The organism is Salisaeta longa DSM 21114, assembly GCF_000419585.1.
In the GTDB taxonomy this organism is placed as follows: domain Bacteria; phylum Bacteroidota; class Rhodothermia; order Rhodothermales; family Salinibacteraceae; genus Salisaeta; species Salisaeta longa.
The window spans coordinates 762,235-781,475 of the sequence record NZ_ATTH01000001.1 but is presented as its reverse complement, the minus strand read 5'-3'; the positions used below and the strand labels follow the sequence as shown (position 1 = coordinate 781,475).

At 65.2% G+C, this 19,241-nt stretch carries 17 protein-coding genes; 10 read left to right on the top strand and 7 right to left on the bottom strand.

All coding sequences use genetic code 11. The features are described from left to right. Window positions 1–77 precede the first annotated feature (77 nt). Complete coding sequence (gene rpoN, locus SALLO_RS0103330) at window positions 78–1,580, bottom strand: RNA polymerase factor sigma-54 (protein WP_022834901.1); 1,503 nt, start codon at window positions 1,578–1,580, stop codon at window positions 78–80. Window positions 1,581–2,284: 704 nt separating this feature from the next. On the opposite strand from rpoN, the gene ruvB reads away from it, so the two are divergent. Beyond that, window positions 2,285–3,340: a Holliday junction branch migration DNA helicase RuvB gene (gene ruvB / locus SALLO_RS0103325; protein ID WP_022834900.1), complete on the top strand. Its 1,056-nt coding sequence runs from the start codon at window positions 2,285–2,287 to the stop codon at window positions 3,338–3,340. A 22-nt stretch (window positions 3,341–3,362) separates the two neighbouring features. Here ruvB and SALLO_RS0103320 read toward each other — a convergent pair whose 3' ends face one another. From SALLO_RS0103320 to cruF, 4 genes are all read right to left on the bottom strand, one after another. Then, window positions 3,363–3,980: a hypothetical protein gene (locus SALLO_RS0103320; protein ID WP_051141278.1), complete on the bottom strand. Its 618-nt coding sequence runs from the start codon at window positions 3,978–3,980 to the stop codon at window positions 3,363–3,365. A gap of 99 nt (window positions 3,981–4,079) precedes the next feature. Beyond that, window positions 4,080–4,757, bottom strand: coding sequence for a 1-acyl-sn-glycerol-3-phosphate acyltransferase (locus tag SALLO_RS0103315; RefSeq protein WP_028566848.1), 678 nt, complete (start codon window positions 4,755–4,757; stop codon window positions 4,080–4,082). A gap of 6 nt (window positions 4,758–4,763) precedes the next feature. Next, on the bottom strand, window positions 4,764–5,690 hold the full coding sequence (locus tag SALLO_RS0103310; RefSeq protein WP_028566847.1) for a phytoene/squalene synthase family protein: 927 nt from the start codon (window positions 5,688–5,690) through the stop codon (window positions 4,764–4,766). 7 nt (window positions 5,691–5,697) lie between these two features. Continuing rightward, window positions 5,698–6,564, bottom strand: a complete 867-nt coding sequence (gene cruF / locus SALLO_RS17595; protein ID WP_022834898.1) for a bisanhydrobacterioruberin hydratase CruF — start codon at window positions 6,562–6,564, stop codon at window positions 5,698–5,700. A gap of 149 nt (window positions 6,565–6,713) precedes the next feature. Here cruF and SALLO_RS14885 point away from each other — a divergent pair, with 149 nt between their 5' ends. Both SALLO_RS14885 and dcd read left to right on the top strand, forming a co-directional pair. After that, window positions 6,714–7,415 carry a WbqC family protein gene (locus SALLO_RS14885; RefSeq protein WP_022834897.1) on the top strand — a complete coding sequence of 234 codons (702 nt, stop codon included), beginning with the start codon at window positions 6,714–6,716 and terminating at the stop codon, window positions 7,413–7,415. Continuing rightward, entirely contained in the window at window positions 7,412–7,972 is a 561-nt protein-coding gene (dcd, locus tag SALLO_RS0103295) for a dCTP deaminase (protein ID WP_022834896.1), read from the top strand. The genes SALLO_RS14885 and dcd overlap by 4 nt, the downstream gene beginning before the upstream one ends. Window positions 7,973–8,002: 30 nt before the next feature. Here the strand turns inward: dcd and SALLO_RS0103290 are convergent, their stop codons facing one another. Further along, window positions 8,003–10,006, bottom strand: coding sequence for an alpha-ketoacid dehydrogenase subunit alpha/beta (locus tag SALLO_RS0103290; RefSeq protein ID WP_022834895.1), 2,004 nt, complete (start codon window positions 10,004–10,006; stop codon window positions 8,003–8,005). 229 nt (window positions 10,007–10,235) lie between these two features. Here SALLO_RS0103290 and SALLO_RS0103285 point away from each other — a divergent pair, with 229 nt between their 5' ends. Beyond that, entirely contained in the window at window positions 10,236–12,344 is a 2,109-nt protein-coding gene (locus SALLO_RS0103285) for an elongation factor G (protein ID WP_022834894.1), read from the top strand. A gap of 12 nt (window positions 12,345–12,356) precedes the next feature. Here the strand turns inward: SALLO_RS0103285 and SALLO_RS14880 are convergent, their stop codons facing one another. After that, on the bottom strand, window positions 12,357–13,787 hold the full coding sequence (locus tag SALLO_RS14880) for an alpha/beta hydrolase family protein (RefSeq protein ID WP_022834893.1): 1,431 nt from the start codon (window positions 13,785–13,787) through the stop codon (window positions 12,357–12,359). A gap of 215 nt (window positions 13,788–14,002) precedes the next feature. Here SALLO_RS14880 and SALLO_RS14875 point away from each other — a divergent pair, with 215 nt between their 5' ends. The 6 genes from SALLO_RS14875 (at window position 14,003) to SALLO_RS14865 (ending at window position 19,241) form a co-directional block, all read left to right on the top strand. Beyond that, entirely contained in the window at window positions 14,003–15,109 is a 1,107-nt protein-coding gene (locus tag SALLO_RS14875) for a glycosyltransferase family 4 protein (protein WP_022834892.1), read from the top strand. After that, the gene (locus SALLO_RS18365) at window positions 15,106–15,987 is read left to right on the top strand and encodes a sulfotransferase domain-containing protein (protein ID WP_022834891.1); all 882 of its coding nucleotides are present in this window, start codon (window positions 15,106–15,108) and stop codon (window positions 15,985–15,987) included. Before SALLO_RS14875 ends, SALLO_RS18365 begins: the two co-directional genes overlap by 4 nt. A 4-nt stretch (window positions 15,988–15,991) precedes the next feature. Then, the gene (locus SALLO_RS0103265) at window positions 15,992–17,134 is read left to right on the top strand and encodes a glycosyltransferase family 4 protein (RefSeq protein WP_022834890.1); all 1,143 of its coding nucleotides are present in this window, start codon (window positions 15,992–15,994) and stop codon (window positions 17,132–17,134) included. Next, entirely contained in the window at window positions 17,131–18,090 is a 960-nt protein-coding gene (locus SALLO_RS0103260) for a sulfotransferase family protein (protein WP_084696127.1), read from the top strand. Before SALLO_RS0103265 ends, SALLO_RS0103260 begins: the two co-directional genes overlap by 4 nt. Window positions 18,091–18,219: 129 nt before the next feature. After that, entirely contained in the window at window positions 18,220–18,783 is a 564-nt protein-coding gene (locus tag SALLO_RS0103255; RefSeq protein ID WP_022834888.1) for a DinB family protein, read from the top strand. Further along, complete coding sequence (locus SALLO_RS14865) at window positions 18,780–19,241, top strand: GIY-YIG nuclease family protein (protein WP_022834887.1); 462 nt, start codon at window positions 18,780–18,782, stop codon at window positions 19,239–19,241. The genes SALLO_RS0103255 and SALLO_RS14865 overlap by 4 nt, the downstream gene beginning before the upstream one ends.

The window sequence follows — 19,241 nt, the reverse complement described above, 5'->3', positions numbered from 1 at the left end:
TGCAATGCGCGCTTGCCACGGGGCGCCTGATGCGCCAACGGCTGAACGTCTGTCCCACGAGCGTTTGCCGGCAGCGGCTACCCCTCAACGGTTTCGTCGTCGAGCACAATTTCTTTCCGCAGGCGCGCCACCGGAATGCCCAACTGCTTCCGATACTTCGAGACGGTGCGGCGGGCAATCTTGAATCCTTTCTCCTCTAGCGCATCGGCCAGGCTCTGATCGGACATCGGATCGGTCTTGTCTTCGTGATCCACGATGTCCTGCAGGATCGCCTTCACCTCTTTGTTCGACACCTCCTCGCCGTCCACCGTCTCCAGGCCCTCCGAGAAGAAGTACTTCAGCTCGTAGACGCCGAACTCCGTTTGCACGTACTTGCCGTTCACCACGCGGCTCACCGTCGAGATATCCATGTCGATGATGTCGGCCACGTCCTGCAAAATCATGGGCTTGAGGTTGCCCTCGCCATATCGGAAGAAATCCTCCTGGAGCTGCACAATCGCATCCATGACCAGCGACATGGTGTGGCGCCGCTGATTGATGGAGTTGATGAACCAGCGGGCCGAGTCGAACTTATTTTTCAGGAACTGCTTCGTGTCGGTGTCCACTTCTTTCGTTTCCTTTTTCTTTTGCGCCCGCAGCTTTTCGAGCATCTTGCGGTAGTGGCGCGAGATGTGCAGGTCGGGGGCGTTGCGGCCGTTGAGCGTGATGATGAACTCGCCATCGACGTACCGCACGGTAAAATCGGGCGTGATGTAGTTCGTCTCCTCCGAGAAGGTCCCCTCGCCGGGCTTCGGGTCGAGGCGGTTCTGGATCAGTTCGAAGGCCGTCTTGAGCGTCCGGTCGTCTACGTCCAGGCGCTTTTTCAGCTTTCCGAAGTGCTTCATGGTGAACGCCTTGTACTGGCGCTCCAGCATCTCTATAGCGACGGCGCGCCCCTCCACGTCCTCCGGCATACGGTAGAGCTGCAGCAGCAGGCACTCCTGCAAGTCGCGCGCGGCGATGCCGGCCGGATCGAGCGACTGCACCTGCCGGAGCACGCGTTCTACGTCCGCTTCCGTGAGGTCGACGCCGTGATTGAAGAGGATGTCGTCGAGAATGGACTCCACCGGACGGCGCAGGTAGCCGTCCTCGTCAATCGACCCGATGATTTGCTCGGCGATGAGCTGATCGGTGTCGCTGAGGTCCAGAAACGAGAGTTGATCGGACAGCCGCTCGGCCAGCGTGGGCGCCGAGGGCATGGGGCGCTCGCGGTCGTCATCGTCTTCATTGTAGCCCGGACTCGCCTTGTAGCCGTACAGGTCGTCGCTGCTGTTGAGCAGGTCCTCGACGTCAAACTCCTCGTCGTCCACGTCCTCCGTCTCCACCTCGTTTTCGGATTCGGCGGAGGTGTTCGCCTCGATCTCTTCCTCGCGCCGGCGCTCCTCGTCGTCCAGTCCTTCCTCCAGCAACGGATTTTCTTCAAGCTCGTCCTTAATCCGCTGCTCAAGGTCCAACGTGTTAAGCTGCAGCAGCTTGATGTACTGAATTTGCTGCGGCGAGAGCTTCTGTTGGAGCTCTTGTTTCTGATGAAGTTCAAGCATGGGAGGGCGGATCTGATGAATCAGCTTCGCAAGCAGGGGCTGTGCCGCCGACGGGTTCCCCTCTGTGGCCTACGACGGCAACACACAGCTAAGCATACGGCACGCGCTTAGCAATTTCCATTCCGCTTCGGAATTTCTTAACGTAAGCACGACACCTGTGTTGCGCGGCGCGTTTGGCGCAACGCGCCTATGCGCTGTTTGATAGAAGTAACGGGTACGCGAGCCTGTGGCAGAAGGCGCTGCTGCCCGTAGCACCGAGAGAGAGCGTAGATATAATGTAGATTTCACACCTTTCGTCTTTGCTCAGTCCTCGCGATGCCAAGGTGAGGCGTACTTTTCTGTGCGTTGAGCATGCACATTTGAGCCATCAACGCGCGGTTAATCATCTCCCCAGGTGGGTCATTTTCAAAAGCGATCTCCACGGGTCGGCAATCTCCACAACAAGCGTCTCCCTCCGTACACGGAGATTGCCACGTCGCCTTCGGCTCCTCGCAATGACAAGTGGGTGTGCATTTTCTTTCGAATGGTGAACGTGCAGTTGTAAAGCCAATCCGGATAACCTTCTGAATCATCAGTGCTCTGTTCTTGGTTTTCTTCTTCTCGTCATTGTATTGCAAGGAGCGAAGCGAGGGCCGCCACGGAACCCCTCCATTTGCTGTTGGCTTGAATGCACCGGTCGCTTTTGTGTCTAACCTATGTGTGGCATGCCCGAATCCCGCGCCAACGATCTTACGCCGCGCCCCGACGCCTCCGATGCCGATGTGGAGCAGCTGTTGCGTCCGCAAACGCTGGATGATTTTATCGGTCAGGACAAGATCAAGAAGAACCTGCGCGTCTTCATGACCGCCGCGCTGCAACGCGGCGAGACGCTGGATCATGTGCTGCTCTCGGGGCCGCCCGGCCTGGGCAAAACGACGCTCTCGTACATCATTGCGCACGAGATGGGCGCGCGCATTCGCACCACGAGCGGGCCGGTGCTGGAGCGCCCCGCCGACATTGCAGGCGTGCTCACCAACCTGCAGGAGGGCGACGTGATGTTTATCGATGAGATTCACCGCCTCAGCTCGGTGGTGGAGGAATACCTCTACTCGGCCATGGAGGACTACCGCATCGACATCGTCATCGACGCGGGGCCCAACGCGCGCACCGTGCAGATTCAGCTGCCGCCGTTTACGCTGGTGGGGGCCACCACCCGCAAGGGACTGCTCACGGCGCCGCTGCGCGCGCGCTTCGGCATCGACTTCCGCTACGACTACTACACGGCCGAGCTGCTCCAGCAGATTACGCTCCGCTCGGCCGGAATCCTCAACGTGGAGACCACCCACGACGGCGCACACGAGATTGCTACGCGCAGCCGCGGCACCCCGCGCGTGGCGAACCGGCTCCTGCGCCGCACGCGCGACTTCGCGGAGGTGGAGGGCGATGGCATCATCACGCGCGCCGTGGCCGATCATGCGCTGAATGCGCTCGACGTGGATGCCGCGGGCCTCGACGACATGGACACGCGCATCCTGCTCACCCTCATCGACAACTTCGATGGCGGCCCCACCGGCCTCAAAAACCTGGCGGTTTCGGTCGGCGAGGAGTCGGGGACGCTGGAGGAGGTGTACGAGCCGTACCTCATCCAGGAGGGCTTTCTGGAGCGCACCCCGCGCGGGCGCGTCGCGCTGCCGCGGGCCTACAAACACTTCGACCGCGATAGCGGCAGCCGCACCGGCGACCTGTTTACGCGCGGCCATCCCCGCGAGCGTCAGGAATAAGGACGCACGAGGGCGCGCTCGATCAGATGCGGGGCGGGTCGTTCAGAAATTGGGTGTAGAGCGACGGCAGCCCACCCGCTAACAACTCCGCACGCAAGCGGTCGGCTTTCCCCGTCCACTCAAGGGCACGGTACGCCATCCACAACCACGTCTTGGCTTCTGCCATCGCGATGCCCGCCGAGGTATGCGCGTGCACGACATCCACCAGCCGCTGGAAGTGCTGTGCGGCGGCCTCCAGATCGCGCCCCGCGATGGCTGGGCGAAACATAAGCGATTGCCCGGCCACGAGCAGCACATACGGGTCGTTGGGGTCGCGGGCCCGTGCCTTCTCCAACAGATCTTGCGAGCGGCGCCCGTAGCGAATGGCCCCAAAGAACGACGCCTCCCCGGCGCGATAGGCCCACAGCCCCGACAACAGCGCCAGCTCACGCGCCGATCCGTTCGGGAGGTCTTCCGGAATGTCCTCGATGATGTCGCCCTCTTCGGTGAGCGGATAGAGCCGATACCGGCACAGCAGGCGGTGCATGCGGGTGTCGGCCTGCTGCAGGAGGCTCCGCAGCGCGGCCACATCCTGTTGGGCGTAATTTGCTTGAACCGAGTCGGCAAAGGTAAGCGACACCGCAAGCACCAGGGCTATCATGGAAAGCAACGGTTGATGGTAAAGGACCAGCGCATGGATAACGGTTGAGCCGCCTGCTGTTCGCCCTACGTCACGTGTTGGCGTTTTGTTTGTGGCATTTCAGCGCAAGTAGCGCGCAAAGAAGCCGCGGGTCCACCGCAGGCTCCACCGCTCGGCCCGCGCCCGCGGCCCGCGCATGAGGCGCACCGTTGTGCCGGGCACCGCATCGCGCAGGGGGCGCCACACCGCCTGCAGCGTCGCCCGCGGCGTACGAGGCGGCTCCGGCTGCACCGTGCCGCCCCTGAGCAGCGCCACCGGCCGCTGATGGCCCCGCCACGTCACATGCAGCCCCACCGGCCACCAGTGGGCGTTGGGGTAAAGCCGCGCCAGGCGCTCGACGGCTCCCGAAGGAAACGGCCGGAGGCCCTCCTCGGGCGCGTGCAGCTCGCCCTCCGGGAAATAGACGAGCACCGTGCGGGGCGCCGACCGAAACCGGCGCGCCGTACGGCGCACCGTTGCTGCGCGCCGGGCGGGGTCGGACGCCGGAAACGGCTGCGCACCGACCGGCGCAAACAGCGGATACCGGTCCCATTCCTCCATCCACACCGTGCTGGGGCGGCCCATCGTGTGCGAGACGAGGTACCACAGGAGGTGCGCGTCGTACACATGGTGGTGGTTCGCGTAGCAGATGACCGGCCCCTCGGGCAGCGCAGGAAGCTGCGGCGCCGCATAGTCGATCCAACGGAACGCCTGCCACAGCTCGTACCGAATGAGCGTGCGAATGAGGAACGGCATCATAGGCGATTACGCATCTTTGAGCGCCGCCTTGCGCCGGGCGTACGTATCCACCGCCACGCGCCCCAGCTTGCGCGGCCACGAGACGTATGCGCGCTCCGTGAGGTTGTCGTAGCCGTTGCGGCGCACCTCGTTCATGATCTCCCGGTACATGCGCGCCGCGCTGCCAATGCCGAGGCGCACTTTCCACGGTAGGGCATCGATAGCCGCCATCCCTTCGGTGTACCGCTCCTCGGCCGCTTCCATCACGCGCTCCATGAGGCCACGGTAGGCCGGCGTCACGCGGCCGGCGCGCAGGTCGTCCACCGTCACCCCGGCTTCGTCCATCCACGCCCGCGGCAGGTACACCCGCTCGCGCATCCGGAGGTCTTCCCCCACGTCGCGGGTGATGTTTGTGATCTGCATGGCGATGCCCAGCGTGCGCGCCGGCGCATCGAGCGGTTCGTGGTCTTGCCCAACGCACAGAAACGGCAGCATCATAGCGCCCACGCTGCCGCCCACCAGGTTCGAATAGTGCACCAGGTCGTCCAGCGTCTCCACCGTACGCCCCTCCAAGTCGAAGCGGGCCCCGGCGATGAGCTCATCCATCGGCGCCCGCTGCAGCCCGTAGCGCGCATGCACATCCGCGAGCCGCTGCCACAGCAGGGCTTCCGGCGGATGGCCTGCCAGCGTCCGATCGAGGCGGTCTTCCAGCGCCGCCACCTCACGCAGCGCCTGCTCGGCCCCTACATCGAGCACGCGCTCATCGGCGAGCGTGTCCACCCGCCGGCAGAACAGATAGAGCGTGGCGATGGGCAGTTGCCGCGACGGCGGAAGCAGCCGCGCAGCCATCGAGAAGGTGCGGGAGTGATGGTGAAAGGCGTTCCAGATGTACGCATCCGGGTCGCCATCCGGGGCCTCCACATCTTCAGAATGCGTCGAAGCAGCAACGTCCATGGCATCTCTAGGCTTGTGCAGGCGTCATCGAGAGCGTAGGCGTGCCGCGCACCTTCCAGATTATGACAAATGGAAGTGCCGTAGCCGCCGCCCCCACGAGGGCCGCGACATACAACCCTTGCAGCAAGCAGATGGCCAGCGGAAACAGGCAGTTGAGCGCATACACGGCCGGCGCCCAGCGGCTGAGCTTGTCGAGGCCGCCGCCCAGGTACTCGTAGCCCACAAGAATCACAAAGGTAACGCCAGCCCATCCAAACCAGTTAGACAGCGGCATGCCGTAGTAAAAGCCGTCCACGCCGTACGTCCAAAACGGAAATGCGCGGCTCATGGCCGGATCGAGCGATACGTCCCACAGCACCATAAACAGCGTGCCCCAGGCCACCGCCGCCCAGCGCGTATCGGCCACCCGCCGCGCCAAATCCAGCGAGACAATCGACATGGCAAACCACGACGGCGGAATGAAATAGGGCACGTGGCCCGCTATTTTCGCTCCCAGCCAGTGCGTGTACTCGTAGGCGCCAAACGGAAAGACAAACCCACCCGGCGTAAACACCCCTGTCGTTCCAATCAGCTCGCTTGCCCCGCCAATGATGCAGCCCCAGGCGGCGATGAACGTCATCCGCTTCCATCCCAACGACGCGCCGTACATGAGCAGCGGCATCACAGCCAGCAGCGTCATGTACGTCCACGTCGGCGACTTCACGAGCTTCGTGTACATTGGGCCAAAGAATTGCATGACGCTTGGAAACAGCCGCAACAGCAGCAGGCCCATCACGCTGAACGCGATGGAGCCCACAAACAGCCAGAAGACAAACGTAAGCACCTGCTCGATCGTGTCGGGCAGGTCAATAAACCGGATTTTGCGGTGGGGCATGGGTGATGCGTAAAACCGTAAGTGCATGAGATGGGAAATATAGGCGAAACCGACCGGAAAGTGCACCCGCGCAAATGTGATAACCTTGCATTCCGGCGCGCCAACGGCCTCTTTACACATGCCGCGGCCCCAACTGACCCGACCGCCCCATGCCCATGACCATTGCCATCCGTCCGCCCGAGTACTTTCCGCGCCTGTCGTACCTGTCGCTTGCGCACCACGCCGACCGGCTGATCGTGGCCGATACGCTGCAGTACAGCCGGCAGTCGTTTCAAAACCGCGCCAAGCTACGCAATCCCGACGGCTGGCAATGGATCTCCGTTCCGCTGGAAGGCGGACAACACGGGCGGGTCATCAAAGACGTTGCAATTGCCGACCGCGGGCGGTGGCGCGCGAAGCACTGGCGCGCGTTTATGTACAACTACCGCTCGACGATGTACTTCGAGTTCTTCGAGGATCGGCTCCGCCCGCTCTTTGACGCGTCGTGGAGCCGATTGGCGGACCTCACGTGCCGCTCGGTTGCGCTGCTCGCCGACCTGATGGACCTGGACACGCCCATCACGCGCGCTTCAGCGCTCCCCGGCGCCCCCAATTCTGTAGCGGGCATCGTAGAGGCGGTGGGGGCCGAGACGCTCCTTGCCCCGCCCGAGGCCGCGGCAGAAGATGCACCAGCGGCGCCGCACACCCGCGTGTTGCGCTACGAAACGCCCACCTACCGCCAAAACTTTGAGGGCTTCGTGCCGGGCATGTCTGCTGCCGACGCCCTCTTTAACTACGGACCCGAAGCCCGCCGCTTTCTCACCACCGGCGCCCACACCCAACCCTACCACCCAGCCGCCTCCAACGCATGATTCTGCCCGACCATCGCATCCGCCGCCGTGCTGTAGACTACGACATGATTGCGCCGTTCGTTGACGGCCAGGTGCGCGACGGCGTAATCAGCTACGGCCTCAGCTCGTTTGGCTACGATATGCGCATCGCCGACGAGTTTCGCGTCTTTACGCCCAACATCTACAACAGCGTCGTCGACCCCAAGCAGATCGACGAGCGCGCCATGGTGGAATACCAAACCGACGACCACATTCTCATTCCACCCAATTCGTACGTGCTGGGGCGCTCGGTAGAATACTTCCGCATGCCCGATGACCTGCTCGCCGTCGTCCTTGGCAAATCGACCTATGCGCGGTCGGGAATCATTGTGAACGTAACGCCCCTTGAGCCCGGCTGGGAGGGCCACGTGACCATTGAGGTGGGCAACGCCACGCCGCTGCCGGCCAAGGTGTACGCCAACGAGGGCATCGCGCAGGTGCTGTTCTTGCAAGGCGAAGCGCCCGAAATTTCGTACGCCGACAAGTCGGGCAAGTACCAGCACCAGCGCGGCATTACGCTACCGCGCATGGACGCATAGCCCCACAGCCGCACGATTGGCGCGGGGTGATCAGAAGCGGAGCAACGTGTCGAGGGCCGGGCGCAGCTTGGCTTGGGCCGAGAAGATGTCTTGCTCCAGCGGCCGCGCAAACGGCACCGGCAGCTGCTCGGCCGCCACACGCGTCGGCGGAGCATCGAGCGCTGTGAACGCAACTTCGGAGAGCTCGGCGGCCAACTCGGCGCCCACGCCCGCTGTGCGCGTCGCCTCGTGCAATACGAGGAGGCGATTCGTCTTTTCGAGCGACGCCCGCACCGTTGCTTTATCCCACGGCACGAGCGTGCGCAGGTCGATGACCTCCAGCTCCACGCCATTCTCGGCGGCCTGGTACTCGGCTTCTTCCAGCGCCCAGTGCACCGCCAGCCCGTAGGTGACGATGGTGGCATCGGTGCCGGTGCGCGCTACGCGGGCCGCGCCAAAAGGGAGCGGCGACGGGTCGTTCGGGACGGCGCCCCGCACCGACCGGTACAGCTTCTTGTGCTCAAAGAACAGCACGGGGTTCGGATCGTCCAGCGCCGTCTGCAACAAGCGACGTGCATCGGCCGGGGTCGACGGCACCACCACCTTCAGCCCCGGTGTGTGCATAAACCACGCCTCCATCGACTGCGAGTGGAACGGCCCCGCCCCCACGTCGCCGCCAAAGGGCATGCGCAGCGTCACGTTTACCGGCTGCCCCCATCGGTAGTGCGTGGTGGCCAGGTTGTTTACCGTCTGATTGAACCCGCACGTGATGAAGTCGGCGTACTGCAGCTCCACCACGGGCCGGTAGCCCTCAAGGGCCAGCCCAAACGCGGCCCCAATCGCGCCGCTTTCAATGATGGGCGTGTTGCGCACGCGGGCCGGGCCAAACGTATCGACGAAGCCTTCGGTGACCTTGAAGACGCCGCCGTACGCGGCGATGTCCTGGCCCATCAGCACCACACGGTCGTCGGTGGCAAGGGCCTCGCGCAGCCCATCGCTGATGGCATCGATGAACCGTTTGGACGCGGCCGATTCGTCCGCGGACGCCTCCGACGCATCGGTGGGCCCCGCGGGCACCGGGGCGAAGAGGTCGGCACGCTCGTCGGCGCGGGTGCTCGTCACCGGGGGCTGCTCCAGCGCCCACTCGGCCACCTCGTCGACGGTGGCGGTGAGCTGCGCGCGCAGGGCGTCCAGCGCCTCCTCGTCCATCCAGTCGCTGCTGCGCACCTGCCGCAGGAAGCGCTCCACCGGATCGCGTTCTTTCCACTCCTCAAACAGGTGATCGGGCACGTACGCCGTGCCCGAGGCTTCCTCGTGACCGCGCATCCGAAAGGTTTTCATCTCCAGGAGCACCGGCCCCTCGTTGCGCGCATAATCGGCGGCGCTCTGCACGGCATCCATCACGCCAAACAGGTCGTTGCCATCCACCACCTCGCCGGGCATGCCGTAGCCCATCGCGGCGTCCGCGATGTCTTCTGCCGCCACGGCCTCATGGGTGGGCGTCGAGAGGCCGTAGCCGTTGTTTTCCACGACAAACACGACGGGCAATTTCCACACCGCCGCCAGGTTAAGCGCCTCGTGGAAGTCGCCCTCGCGCGAGCCGCCATCCCCACAAAAAGCCAGCGCCACAAAGTCTTCGCCGCCTAAGCGCGCCGCCTGCCCCAGCCCGCACGCCACCGGCAGCATCGCCGCCATGTGCGAGATCATGCCAATGATGCGGCGGTCCGGCAGTCCAAAGTGAAAGGTTCGGTCGCGTCCCTTTGTAAAGCCGCCCTGCTTGCCCATCAGCTGACAAAACAGCGGCTTCAGCGGCACGCCGCGGGTCGTCCACACGCCCAGGTTGCGGTGCATGGGCAAGATGTAGTCGTCGTCCGACAGCGCCAACGTGCTGCCCACGGCGATGGCCTCTTGGCCGTATCCGCTGAACCACTTCGAAATGCGTCCCTGCCGAATGAGGCGCAGCATCTTTTCCTCGATGAGGCGCGGCAGCAGCAGATCGTGGCATAGCGAACGGGTCGGAATGTCGGTAATCACTTGGGTCGGAACGTCGGGCATAAAAGGAAGAATGGCGAACCAAAGAAACAGCGATACCACGGCACGAGACACGCAGCTCCCTACCCCGCAACTTGTCATTGCCTCGCAAGATTCGCGCGCGCACCGGTTGCCGACACTTCGTGCGCACTTGACAATGAACAAAACGTGAACAATCTTAACAACCAGCGGAAGCGCTTTTCTGCGAATCCGCTACGCGCCGGTTCGTCTGCTCACCTTTCCCCCTGTACGCATGGCTACCTACGACGGATTGCACATTCGCAACATCGCCCTTGCGGGGCACCAAGACAGCGGAAAGACGGCCCTAGCCGAAGCGATGCTTCATGCCAGCGGTGCCATTGAACGCATGGGCACCATAGCCGAGGGCACCACCCGTAGCGACTACCACCCCAGCGAGCAAGAGCGACAAACGTCGATTTTCACCTCGCTGCTGCACGCCGACTGGCACGGTCACAAGATCAACATCCTGGATACGCCCGGCTACCCCGATTTTGTGAGCGAGGTGATTGCGGCCATGAAAGTGGCCGACACCGCCGTCTACCTGATGGATGCGCGCGCCGGGGTGCAGGTGGGCACCGAGCTGTCGTGGACGTACGGGGCCATGACCGACACGCCCGCCATGTTTGTGATTAACCACCTGGATCATGCCGAGGCCGACTTCCGAATGCTGGTCGAGCAGATCAAGGATCGCTTTGGCGCGGGCGCAACCGTGGTGCAGCTCCCGGCCGGGTCGGGCACGCGCACGGTCATTGACGTGCTGCGCATGGAGCAGCTGTACTACCCGGAGGGCCAGTCGACGCCAGCGGTGCAGCCCATCGACGCGGCGTTTCAGGACGAGGCGCAGGCGCTGCACCGGGATCTCGTGGAAGACATTGCGGCCAATGACGAGGCCCTCATGGAGCTGTACTTCGAGAAGGATAACCTGACGGAGGATGAGATGCGCGACGGGCTGCACGCCGCCATGGTAGAGCGACAGCTCTTTCCCATTTTTGTGACCAGCGCGACCGAGCAAATTGGCGTGTCGCGGCTCATGCACTTCATCACCAACGTGTGCCCGACCCCGCTCGACCGCCCGCTTGCCACGCGCGACGACGCCTCATTCGTGCCCGATCCCGACGGCCCCGCGGCCGCCTTTGTATACCGCACCATGAGCGAGGCCCACGTGGGCTCGTACGCGTTCGTGCGCGTGTGCAACGGCAGCGTGCGCGCCGGGCAAGACCTTCACAATGCCCGCACCGGCACCGCCGAACGGCTGGGCACGCTCTACACCCTCAACGGCGCCGACCGCACGCCCGTCGACCGCCTCGTAACCGGCGACCTGGGCGCCATCGTGAAGCTCAAAGACACGCACACCAACGACACGCTGCACGATCTGTCAATCGATGTGGCTATTTCGCCAATTGAGTTTCCAGAGCCGCGCTACCGCATGGCCGTCCGCGCGGCCAACGGGCAGGAAGACAAGCTGGCGCGCGGGCTGCATCAGCTGACAGCCGAAGATCCGTCGCTCGTTGTGACGCACGATCCTCTGCTCAACCAACTGACCCTGAGCGGCCAGGGGCAGATGCACCTCGACATTGCCAAGCAGCGCCTCGCCGACCGCGCGGGCGTCGAGATTACGTTTGAGCGTCCAAAGATTGCCTACCGCGAGACGGTGCGCACGGACGCGCGGGCTACGTACCGGCACAAGAAACAAAGCGGTGGCGCCGGGCAGTTTGCCGACATTGCGCTGTACCTTGCGCCGCTCAGCGACACGTTCGATCCGCCCTCCGACATTACCGTACGCGACGAAACGACCCTAACCACCGACTGGGACGCCACCGTGCACTTTGTGGATGCCATTGTGGGCGGTGTCATCGACATGCGGCGCTTCTCTGGCGCCATTCAGAAGGGCGTGCTCGATGCGATGGCCGAGGGCCCCACCGCCGGATTTCCGGTCGGCGACATCCGCGTGGCGGTGTATGACGGCGGTATGCACCCGGTGGACTCCAACGAGGCCGCGTTTCGTGCGGCGGCCGCAGCGGCTTTTCGCCGTGCGTTTGAAGACGCGCGGCCCGCGGTGCGCGAACCCCTCTTTACCCTTACCGTCACGACGCCCGACGCCTACACGGGCGATGTCATCAGCGACCTCAACGCGCGGCGCGGGCGCATCCAGGGCATGACGGTGGACGGCCCGTTCCAAAAGATTGAAGCACTCATTCCCGAAGCCGAGCTGTACCAGTACGCCACAGCCCTCCGCTCCATCACCCATGGCCGCGGGCTTCACCACGCGCGCTTCAGCCACTACGCGCAGGTGCCCCGCGACGTGCAAGCCTCGCTCACCGACGCACACGTGGCCGCCTGAGCGTTGGAGCGCCTAGGGCGCCTCGGGCGTCTTGGGAAGCAACTGCGGCGTCTGCTCATGAATCCAGCGGTAGATGCGCCGGAGCGCCGCCGGGCTGAAGGTCTGCGCAATCGCGCCGTACTCTGACGGATCGCCCGTCGCAGACGGCTGAAACAGGTGGTTGAGCCCCGACAGCCGCTCAATCGTGAACGTGTTATTATCGCGGGCCGCGAGGGCCTGGCGCATGGCCGTCTGGTTCGTATCGGGCATTACCTGCCGGTCGTTTCCGGGAAAGAGCGCCAACGTGGGCACCGACAGCTGTCGCAAGGCCGCCTGCGGATCGTAGGTGATGAAGTAACGCAGCCACGGGCTCATGAGACGGCGCACCTCTCGGTTCATCGTTTGGGTGCCCGAGATCCCCTGCACATCGCGCATGATTTGCTTTAGCTCGGTAGCCACCCGCGTGGAGTCCCATTGCGTTTGCTTGAGCACGTAAAAGATGCGCTGCTGCACGCCCTGCTGCACGGCCCGGTTGCGTCGGTTAAAGCCCTGCTGCTTGGTCCGGTAGGCCAGCTGATCGGCGAGGATGACATCGCCCGATACCGCGGACGCCGCCAGCAGCACCACGAAGTCTACGCGCGATGAGGCGTTGGCCACCATCGGCGCAATGAGGCCGCCTTCGCTGTGGCCAATGAGGCCGAGGGCCGACGTGTCGACCGCCGGCACCGTGGCGAGATGCGCAAGGGCCGCCTGCACGTCGGTGGCCAGATCGGCGGTGGTGGCGCCGCGCTGTTGGCCGCCCGACGCCCCGACGCCCCGTTCGTCGAAGCGCAGCACCGCAATGCCGCGGCGCGTGAGGTAATCGGCCAGTACCGCCAGCGGCTTGTGCTTGAAGAGGGTGCCGTCGCGATCTTGCGGCCCCGAGCCCGCGATGAGCACGACCCCCGGATGCGGCGCGGGCCCCGTGGGCAGCGTGAGCGTGCCGCGCAGCGTGATGCCTGCTTGCGGATTCTGAAAAGCCACCGGCCGCGTGGTGTAGGGAAAGGGCGGCTTGGGCGTTTGGGGGCGGCGCACCGTAGGCGGCGCGTCGGTACGGCGCAGCACAAGCGGCAACTGCAAGCCCCCCTGCGCCCAGCGCCCGCGAATGACCCGTAGGCTGTCGCCAATCACGCCTTCAAAACGCCCCGCAATGGAGCCCACCGCAACGCGGAGCGTGTCGGACTGGCGGGCAACGTCCGTTAGCGGAATGCCCGTAGCGCCCTGGTCGGGGCTATCCATGGTGCCGGTGAGCGAATCGCCAGCGGCCGGGCGGAGATGAAACACCACCCGTAGCGACGTGCCCTGCAGCGAAAGGCGTCCCATCCAGGTGCCCACAAGCGACGAATCGGGGCCCGCGGACTGCGCCCCGGCGGGCGCGACTGATCCTGCGAGCACGCAACAAGCCAAAACAAAAGCGCGAAGCATAAAGCAGCGGTTTGGTGATAAAAATCGGTGGTTACACGCAGCACCGCACCAGACGTTGGCACCGGGCGCGGGCGCACTGGCGCGATAGCCCCAAACATCGCCCGTCGGTCATCCAAAGGTCTGTTCTGGTTGCGCCAAATCCGGTGCGCCGCCTCTTGCGTACGCCGGTAGGTTGTGCGCAGTTCGTACGTTCCGTCCATCCAAACACACAGGCTATGCGCGTTCTCGCGTGCAACTCGCCGTATGAGCAGGGCGGCATTGGGCAGCATTTTGCGCAGCTCGTAGAGGAATCGCGGGCGGCGGGTCTGCTGTATCGCTACTACACCCCCGGCAACATTCCCGCCGCCGATGTGCTGGGGGCGCCCATTGCGCGGCCCTCGTGGTGGCACACGCTGCTTCAGGTGCCGCCGCTGCGCTGGTCGCCCGGCTGGAAGAGCTGGACGCTGAACACCTTGTTCGATCGCCACATGGCCCGTCGCCTCCCCGACGGTGCATCGGCCTACATGGGCTTTGTGGGCAAGTCGCTGCACACGTTTCGCGCGGCCCGCGCACAAGGCTACGAGACGCTGGAGCTCGTGGCCGCCAACAGCCACGTCGACCAAGTCATGCGCCAGCACCGCACCGCCGCCCGGGCCACCGGCCTCCATGATTCGTGGCTCAATGACGCCCAGCGCCGGGCCACGCGCGCCGAGTACGCCCTGGCCGACCGGATCTACGTGCATTCCAACTATGTGCGGGCAAGCTTCGTTGCTGCGGGCATTCCGTCGCACAAGCTGGTGCGCACCGTGCTGCGCCCCCACCCGCGCTTTGCGCCCCCCGCGGCCCGCCCTGCAGACGGGCGCTTCCGCATGGTGTACGTGGGCCGCCTCGATGCAACCAAGGGCATCACGCACCTCGTGGAAGCCTTTGCGGCCCTCAACGACCCGACGGCCGAGCTCACGCTCGTGGGCGGATGGACGGGCCGCCCGATGCGCCGCTACCTTGAACGCGCGCAGCAGACCCACCCAAACCTCACCGTGGCCCCCGGCGACCCGCTGCCCGCCCTGCATCGCGCCGATGTCTTTGTGCATCCGACCTACGAAGATGGCTTTGGCTACGCTCCCATGGAGGCCCTTGCCTGCGGCGTTCCGGTCATCGTGACCGAAGACACCGGCATGAAAGAGTACGTGCAACCGGGCGACAATGGATACGTGGTGCCCACCGGAGACACCGCCGCTCTCATCGACCACCTGCAGATGCTGCGCCGCCGTCCCCTGGCCGCTACAACGTCGCTGTTGCCCGCCCTCACCCCTTCTCCCCCAGCGCCCCTACCTGCATCATGACCCGCTTGCCTTCCCTTCGCGTAGTGTACGGCCACCACAAGTGCGCCACCGGCTGGATCACCGAGATCATGCGCGAATGCGCCTTTCACCTCGGCCTCCGTCACGACATCGTCCACCTCCCAAGCGATATTGCGCCGCATGGGAATTTGGGGGGCCGCGTGGCGACGCGACAGCCCGACCTGCTCTTCTACACCAATGCCACCCATGCCCAGGCCCGTACGCTGCCGGCCCACCGCGGCGTGCACGTGGTGCGCGACCCGCGCGACGTGCTCGTGTCGGCGTACTTCTCGCACCTGCGCTCGCACCCCACCGACGAGTGGCCCGCGCTTCAGCCGCACCGCGCGGCCCTGCAGGCAGCCGATAAGGACGAAGGACTGCTGTTGGAGCTTGCGTTCAGCCAGGACGTCTTCGATGCGATGGCCGCGTGGGACTACGGCCAGGCCCACGTGCTTGAGCTCAAGATGGAAGTACTGACGGCCGCGCCGCTGGATGGCTTCACCCAAATCGCCGACTTCTTTGGCTGGCTGGATGCGCCCGCAGGCGGCGTCCGCAAAACCGTGCGTCAGGCCCAACTGCGGTGGAACCGCCTCAGCCACAAGGGCAAGCGCCTCACCGGCGGCTGGCCCCTGCTGCCGCTGCCGCGCCGGCGCCTCGCGTCCATGCCGCACGATCAGCTGGTGCGCATTCTTGAGGCGAAGAGCTTTAAGAAGCTCTCCGGGGGCCGCGCGCGCGGAGAGGAGAAGCGGTCCAGCCACTACCGCAAAGGCGTGCCGGGCGACTGGGCCAATCACTTTACCCCCGCCGTCACCGACGCCTTCAAAGCACGCTACGGCGACCTGCTCGTCCGGCTGGGCTATGCTTCCAACCAATCCTGGTAACGCCATGCATATCGCGCATTTCGCTCCCGACCTGTGGGCTCCCGGCGGCATTGCAACGTACGTGCGTCGCCTGGCCCATGCGCAGCGCGCCCGGGGGCACACCGTCCACTTTTTTTGCCACCAGGCCCCGCCCGACGCCCCCGACGGAACGCGCACGTTTGCGTCTGATCAAGCCGTCGTTCAGGCCGCGCGCGACCTCGGCGTCGATGTGCTGCACCTGCACAAGCCGCTGGCGCTTCGCCCGCCCGCCAATCTGCCGGTCGTACGCACCATGCACGGCAATCAGGGCAACTGCCCCGCTGGGTCGCGCTACCTGTCGCGCACCGGCAGGCCCTGCAACCGTACCCCGTCGGTTGCAGGCTGCGTGTGGGGGCATTTTGTCGACCGCTGCGAGCAACGCACCGCTGTGGCGTCGCACTGGACGAACTGGCTGCACGAACGCTCGCAGGCCGCGCACATTCGCACCCTGCCGGTGAGTCACTTCCTAAAAGAGCGCATGGTGCAGGCCGGCCTGCCGGCGGAGCAGCTCCACGTGGTGCCCTCCCCAGCGCCCGCGCCCCGCTCCGCGTTTGTGCCCGTTCCAACCGACGGGCCGCCCCGGGTGCTGTTTTTGGGCCGCCTCTCGCCCCAAAAGGGCGTCGATTGGCTGACGAAGGCGTGCAACGACGTGCCCGATGTGCACCTCGACATTGCCGGCACCGGGGCGGCCATGGACGACCTCCAGGCCCTCGCCCAGCAGCTGGGGTGCACCGACCGCGTGACATTTCATGGCTGGTGCGCGCCCGAGCGCCTTGCCGTTCTGTTTCAGCGTGCTCGCATGGTGGCCGTGCCGTCGGTCTGGCACGAACCGGCGGGCCTCGTCACCCTCGAAGCGGCCGCGGCCGGACGCCCCGTCGTGGCCAGCGCGGTGGGCGGCATCCCCGAATATGCCGACCCCGATTTTTCGCTCCTTGTGCCCCCACGCGACCGGGCCGGGCTGGCTCGCACCATTGCCTTACTGGCCCACAATGCTCCACGCGCCAACGAGATGGGCCGCGCCGGGCTCCGCCATGCCGCCACCACCTTCAGCATGGACGCGTTCGTAACGGCCGTTCATCGGCAGTACGACGCCGTCCACCCGCTCACCTTGCACCCCACCGCCCCATGACCCCCCCAACAGTGCTTTCCTCCGCGCCTACCGCCGCCCGCCCCGCGACAACCGCCGCTGCGGCCTCCAACGCCCGCGCCATGCGCTACGGCATCGTACTGGGCGCGCCGCGCTCGGGCACCACCTACCTCATGAGCGTCTTCAACAGCTTGCCCGCGGTAGAGGCCCTCACGGGCACCGTCTTGCCCACGGCCATCCCACACGTGGTGAACCAGGACATTTCCCCGGACGTGTACGACGCGCTTGCGGTTGGATTTGAGCGGGCGCTGGATGCGTATCTGCATTCCGGGCGCTACCGGTCGCGGGCCGCGGCGCTCCAAAAGTGGGTGCGTGCGCCCAGCGGACTCGCCGGCCTGCGCCGTGCCTGGCGCAGCGAGCGCACCGAGTCATTGTTCGTGTACAAAGAGCCGTTCCTAAGCTTTGCACCCGAGTTTGTGCTCGATGCCCTGCCCGCGGCCAAGATCGTGCACATCTACCGCGACGGGCGCGACGTCGCCAACTCGCTCGTCAAAACGTACAACGTGCTCACCGACGAGGCCCTCACCACGCTCCAGGGCTCCGAGATGCGCATCGGGCGGCGCGTAGGCGATCGGTACGTGCCGTGGTGGGTGCCTGCGGAAGAGTCGGAGGCATTCCTTGGCGCCACGCCGTACGTGCGTGCCATCTGGATGTGGAGCTACATGCTGCGGCGCTGCCACGAGGCGTTCACTGCACCCGCCGTGAGCGATAGCGGACGCGTGCTCACCATCCGCTACGAGGACTTTGTGCGCGATCCGGTGGCCACCGGCGAAGCCATTTTGGCACACTACGGCGTGGCCCCCACCCGCTCCTTCCGCCGCCAACTGGCCAAGGCCCGCACCACGTCCATCGGCAAGCATGAGCAGCGCCCGCCCGAGGAAATTGCGGCCGCCGAGCGCGTGGCTGGCGAGACGCTTGCGCTGTACGGATACCTCTGATGGGTGGTCACGGATGATGGATGTACCGCGGAGCCCCTCCGTGCATTAAAATACGGTGGAGCGTGCACCTCGCCGCTGGTTGCTCGTTCATGTGGCTCATTGTGTCTTCTAGCTGCCTTGGTCTTTTCTATGGCGCTACCCGAACCGCTTGCGTCCTACAGCACGCAGCTCCGCTCCTTGAACGACGAGGTGCAGGCCCTCCTCGAACGCACGCCCGCCGATGCCCTGAATGCCAAACCCGGCCGCGGGGAGTGGTCGGCGGCCCAGTGCATCGATCACCTGGACGAGGCCGGACGGCTACTGCTTCCGCGCCTGGAAGCGGCCATCGAAACGGCGAAAGCGTCCGGCCCCTTTGCCGATCCGCCGTTTCAATACGGCTTTGTGAGCCGCCTGATGGTGCGCCTGTTGCGCCCCGAGAGCCGGTGGAAGTTTCCCGCGCCGGAAGGCTACCGCCCGGAGCCCATTAGCAACTGTGCGCCGTCGCGGCTTGCAACGGACTTTGCGGACATGCAGGAGCGCTTTGTGGCGTGCTGCGCGGCGGCGGAGGGTCTGGATTTGCGTAGCATTCGGGTTACGTCGCCGGTGGTGCCCTTCCTACGCATTAGCCTGGGGGCCTGGTTTGAAGCGACGATTCAGCACGAGCGGCGGCATCTGAAGCAAGCCCGGCAAACGCTCGCAGTGGTCCGGGGATGATGGCTGCACTGCTACGCAACGCGCCGGGCACTTACGTGCTGTGGTTGCACGCCGACAGCGTCCGCACCGTAACGGTGGGCGCGCGGGGCCCGGTGACGCTACAACCGGGCTGGTACGCGTATGTGGGCAGTGCCCGCGGGCCGGGCGGTCTGCGGGCCCGAGTCCAGCGCCACGCGCGACGCCAAAAGAACGCGCACTGGCACATCGATTACCTGCGTGAAGCGCTGACCCTACGCACCGTCTGGCTGGCCTACGATGCCTCGTCGCACGAGTGCACCTGGGCAGCGGCGCTGCGCACCCACCCGGTGGCCACGAGTCCGCGCAAGGGCCTGGGCAGCTCCGATTGTGCCTGCCCGACACACTTCATCCGCTGGAATGCGCCGATGCCGTCGCGCACTCTACTCAGCGACGCATCTGCAGCCGCCTCCCTCACGGTGCACCGGTGGATGCCGACGTAG

Bases quoted from the DNA above. Each gene is read 5' to 3' on its own strand.
- rpoN (WP_022834901.1), bottom strand. From the start codon at position 1,580: ATGCTTGAACTTCATCAGAAACAAGAGCTCCAACAGAAGCTCTCGCCG.
- ruvB (WP_022834900.1), top strand. From the start codon at position 2,285: ATGCCCGAATCCCGCGCCAACGATCTTACGCCGCGCCCCGACGCCTCC.
- SALLO_RS0103320 (WP_051141278.1), bottom strand. From the start codon at position 3,980: ATGATAGCCCTGGTGCTTGCGGTGTCGCTTACCTTTGCCGACTCGGTT.
- SALLO_RS0103315 (WP_028566848.1), bottom strand. From the start codon at position 4,757: ATGATGCCGTTCCTCATTCGCACGCTCATTCGGTACGAGCTGTGGCAG.
- SALLO_RS0103310 (WP_028566847.1), bottom strand. From the start codon at position 5,690: ATGGACGTTGCTGCTTCGACGCATTCTGAAGATGTGGAGGCCCCGGAT.
- cruF (WP_022834898.1), bottom strand. From the start codon at position 6,564: ATGCCCCACCGCAAAATCCGGTTTATTGACCTGCCCGACACGATCGAG.
- SALLO_RS14885 (WP_022834897.1), top strand. From the start codon at position 6,714: ATGCCCATGACCATTGCCATCCGTCCGCCCGAGTACTTTCCGCGCCTG.
- dcd (WP_022834896.1), top strand. From the start codon at position 7,412: ATGATTCTGCCCGACCATCGCATCCGCCGCCGTGCTGTAGACTACGAC.
- SALLO_RS0103290 (WP_022834895.1), bottom strand. From the start codon at position 10,006: ATGCCCGACGTTCCGACCCAAGTGATTACCGACATTCCGACCCGTTCG.
- SALLO_RS0103285 (WP_022834894.1), top strand. From the start codon at position 10,236: ATGGCTACCTACGACGGATTGCACATTCGCAACATCGCCCTTGCGGGG.
- SALLO_RS14880 (WP_022834893.1), bottom strand. From the start codon at position 13,787: ATGCTTCGCGCTTTTGTTTTGGCTTGTTGCGTGCTCGCAGGATCAGTC.
- SALLO_RS14875 (WP_022834892.1), top strand. From the start codon at position 14,003: ATGCGCGTTCTCGCGTGCAACTCGCCGTATGAGCAGGGCGGCATTGGG.
- SALLO_RS18365 (WP_022834891.1), top strand. From the start codon at position 15,106: ATGACCCGCTTGCCTTCCCTTCGCGTAGTGTACGGCCACCACAAGTGC.
- SALLO_RS0103265 (WP_022834890.1), top strand. From the start codon at position 15,992: ATGCATATCGCGCATTTCGCTCCCGACCTGTGGGCTCCCGGCGGCATT.
- SALLO_RS0103260 (WP_084696127.1), top strand. From the start codon at position 17,131: ATGACCCCCCCAACAGTGCTTTCCTCCGCGCCTACCGCCGCCCGCCCC.
- SALLO_RS0103255 (WP_022834888.1), top strand. From the start codon at position 18,220: ATGGCGCTACCCGAACCGCTTGCGTCCTACAGCACGCAGCTCCGCTCC.
- SALLO_RS14865 (WP_022834887.1), top strand. From the start codon at position 18,780: ATGATGGCTGCACTGCTACGCAACGCGCCGGGCACTTACGTGCTGTGG.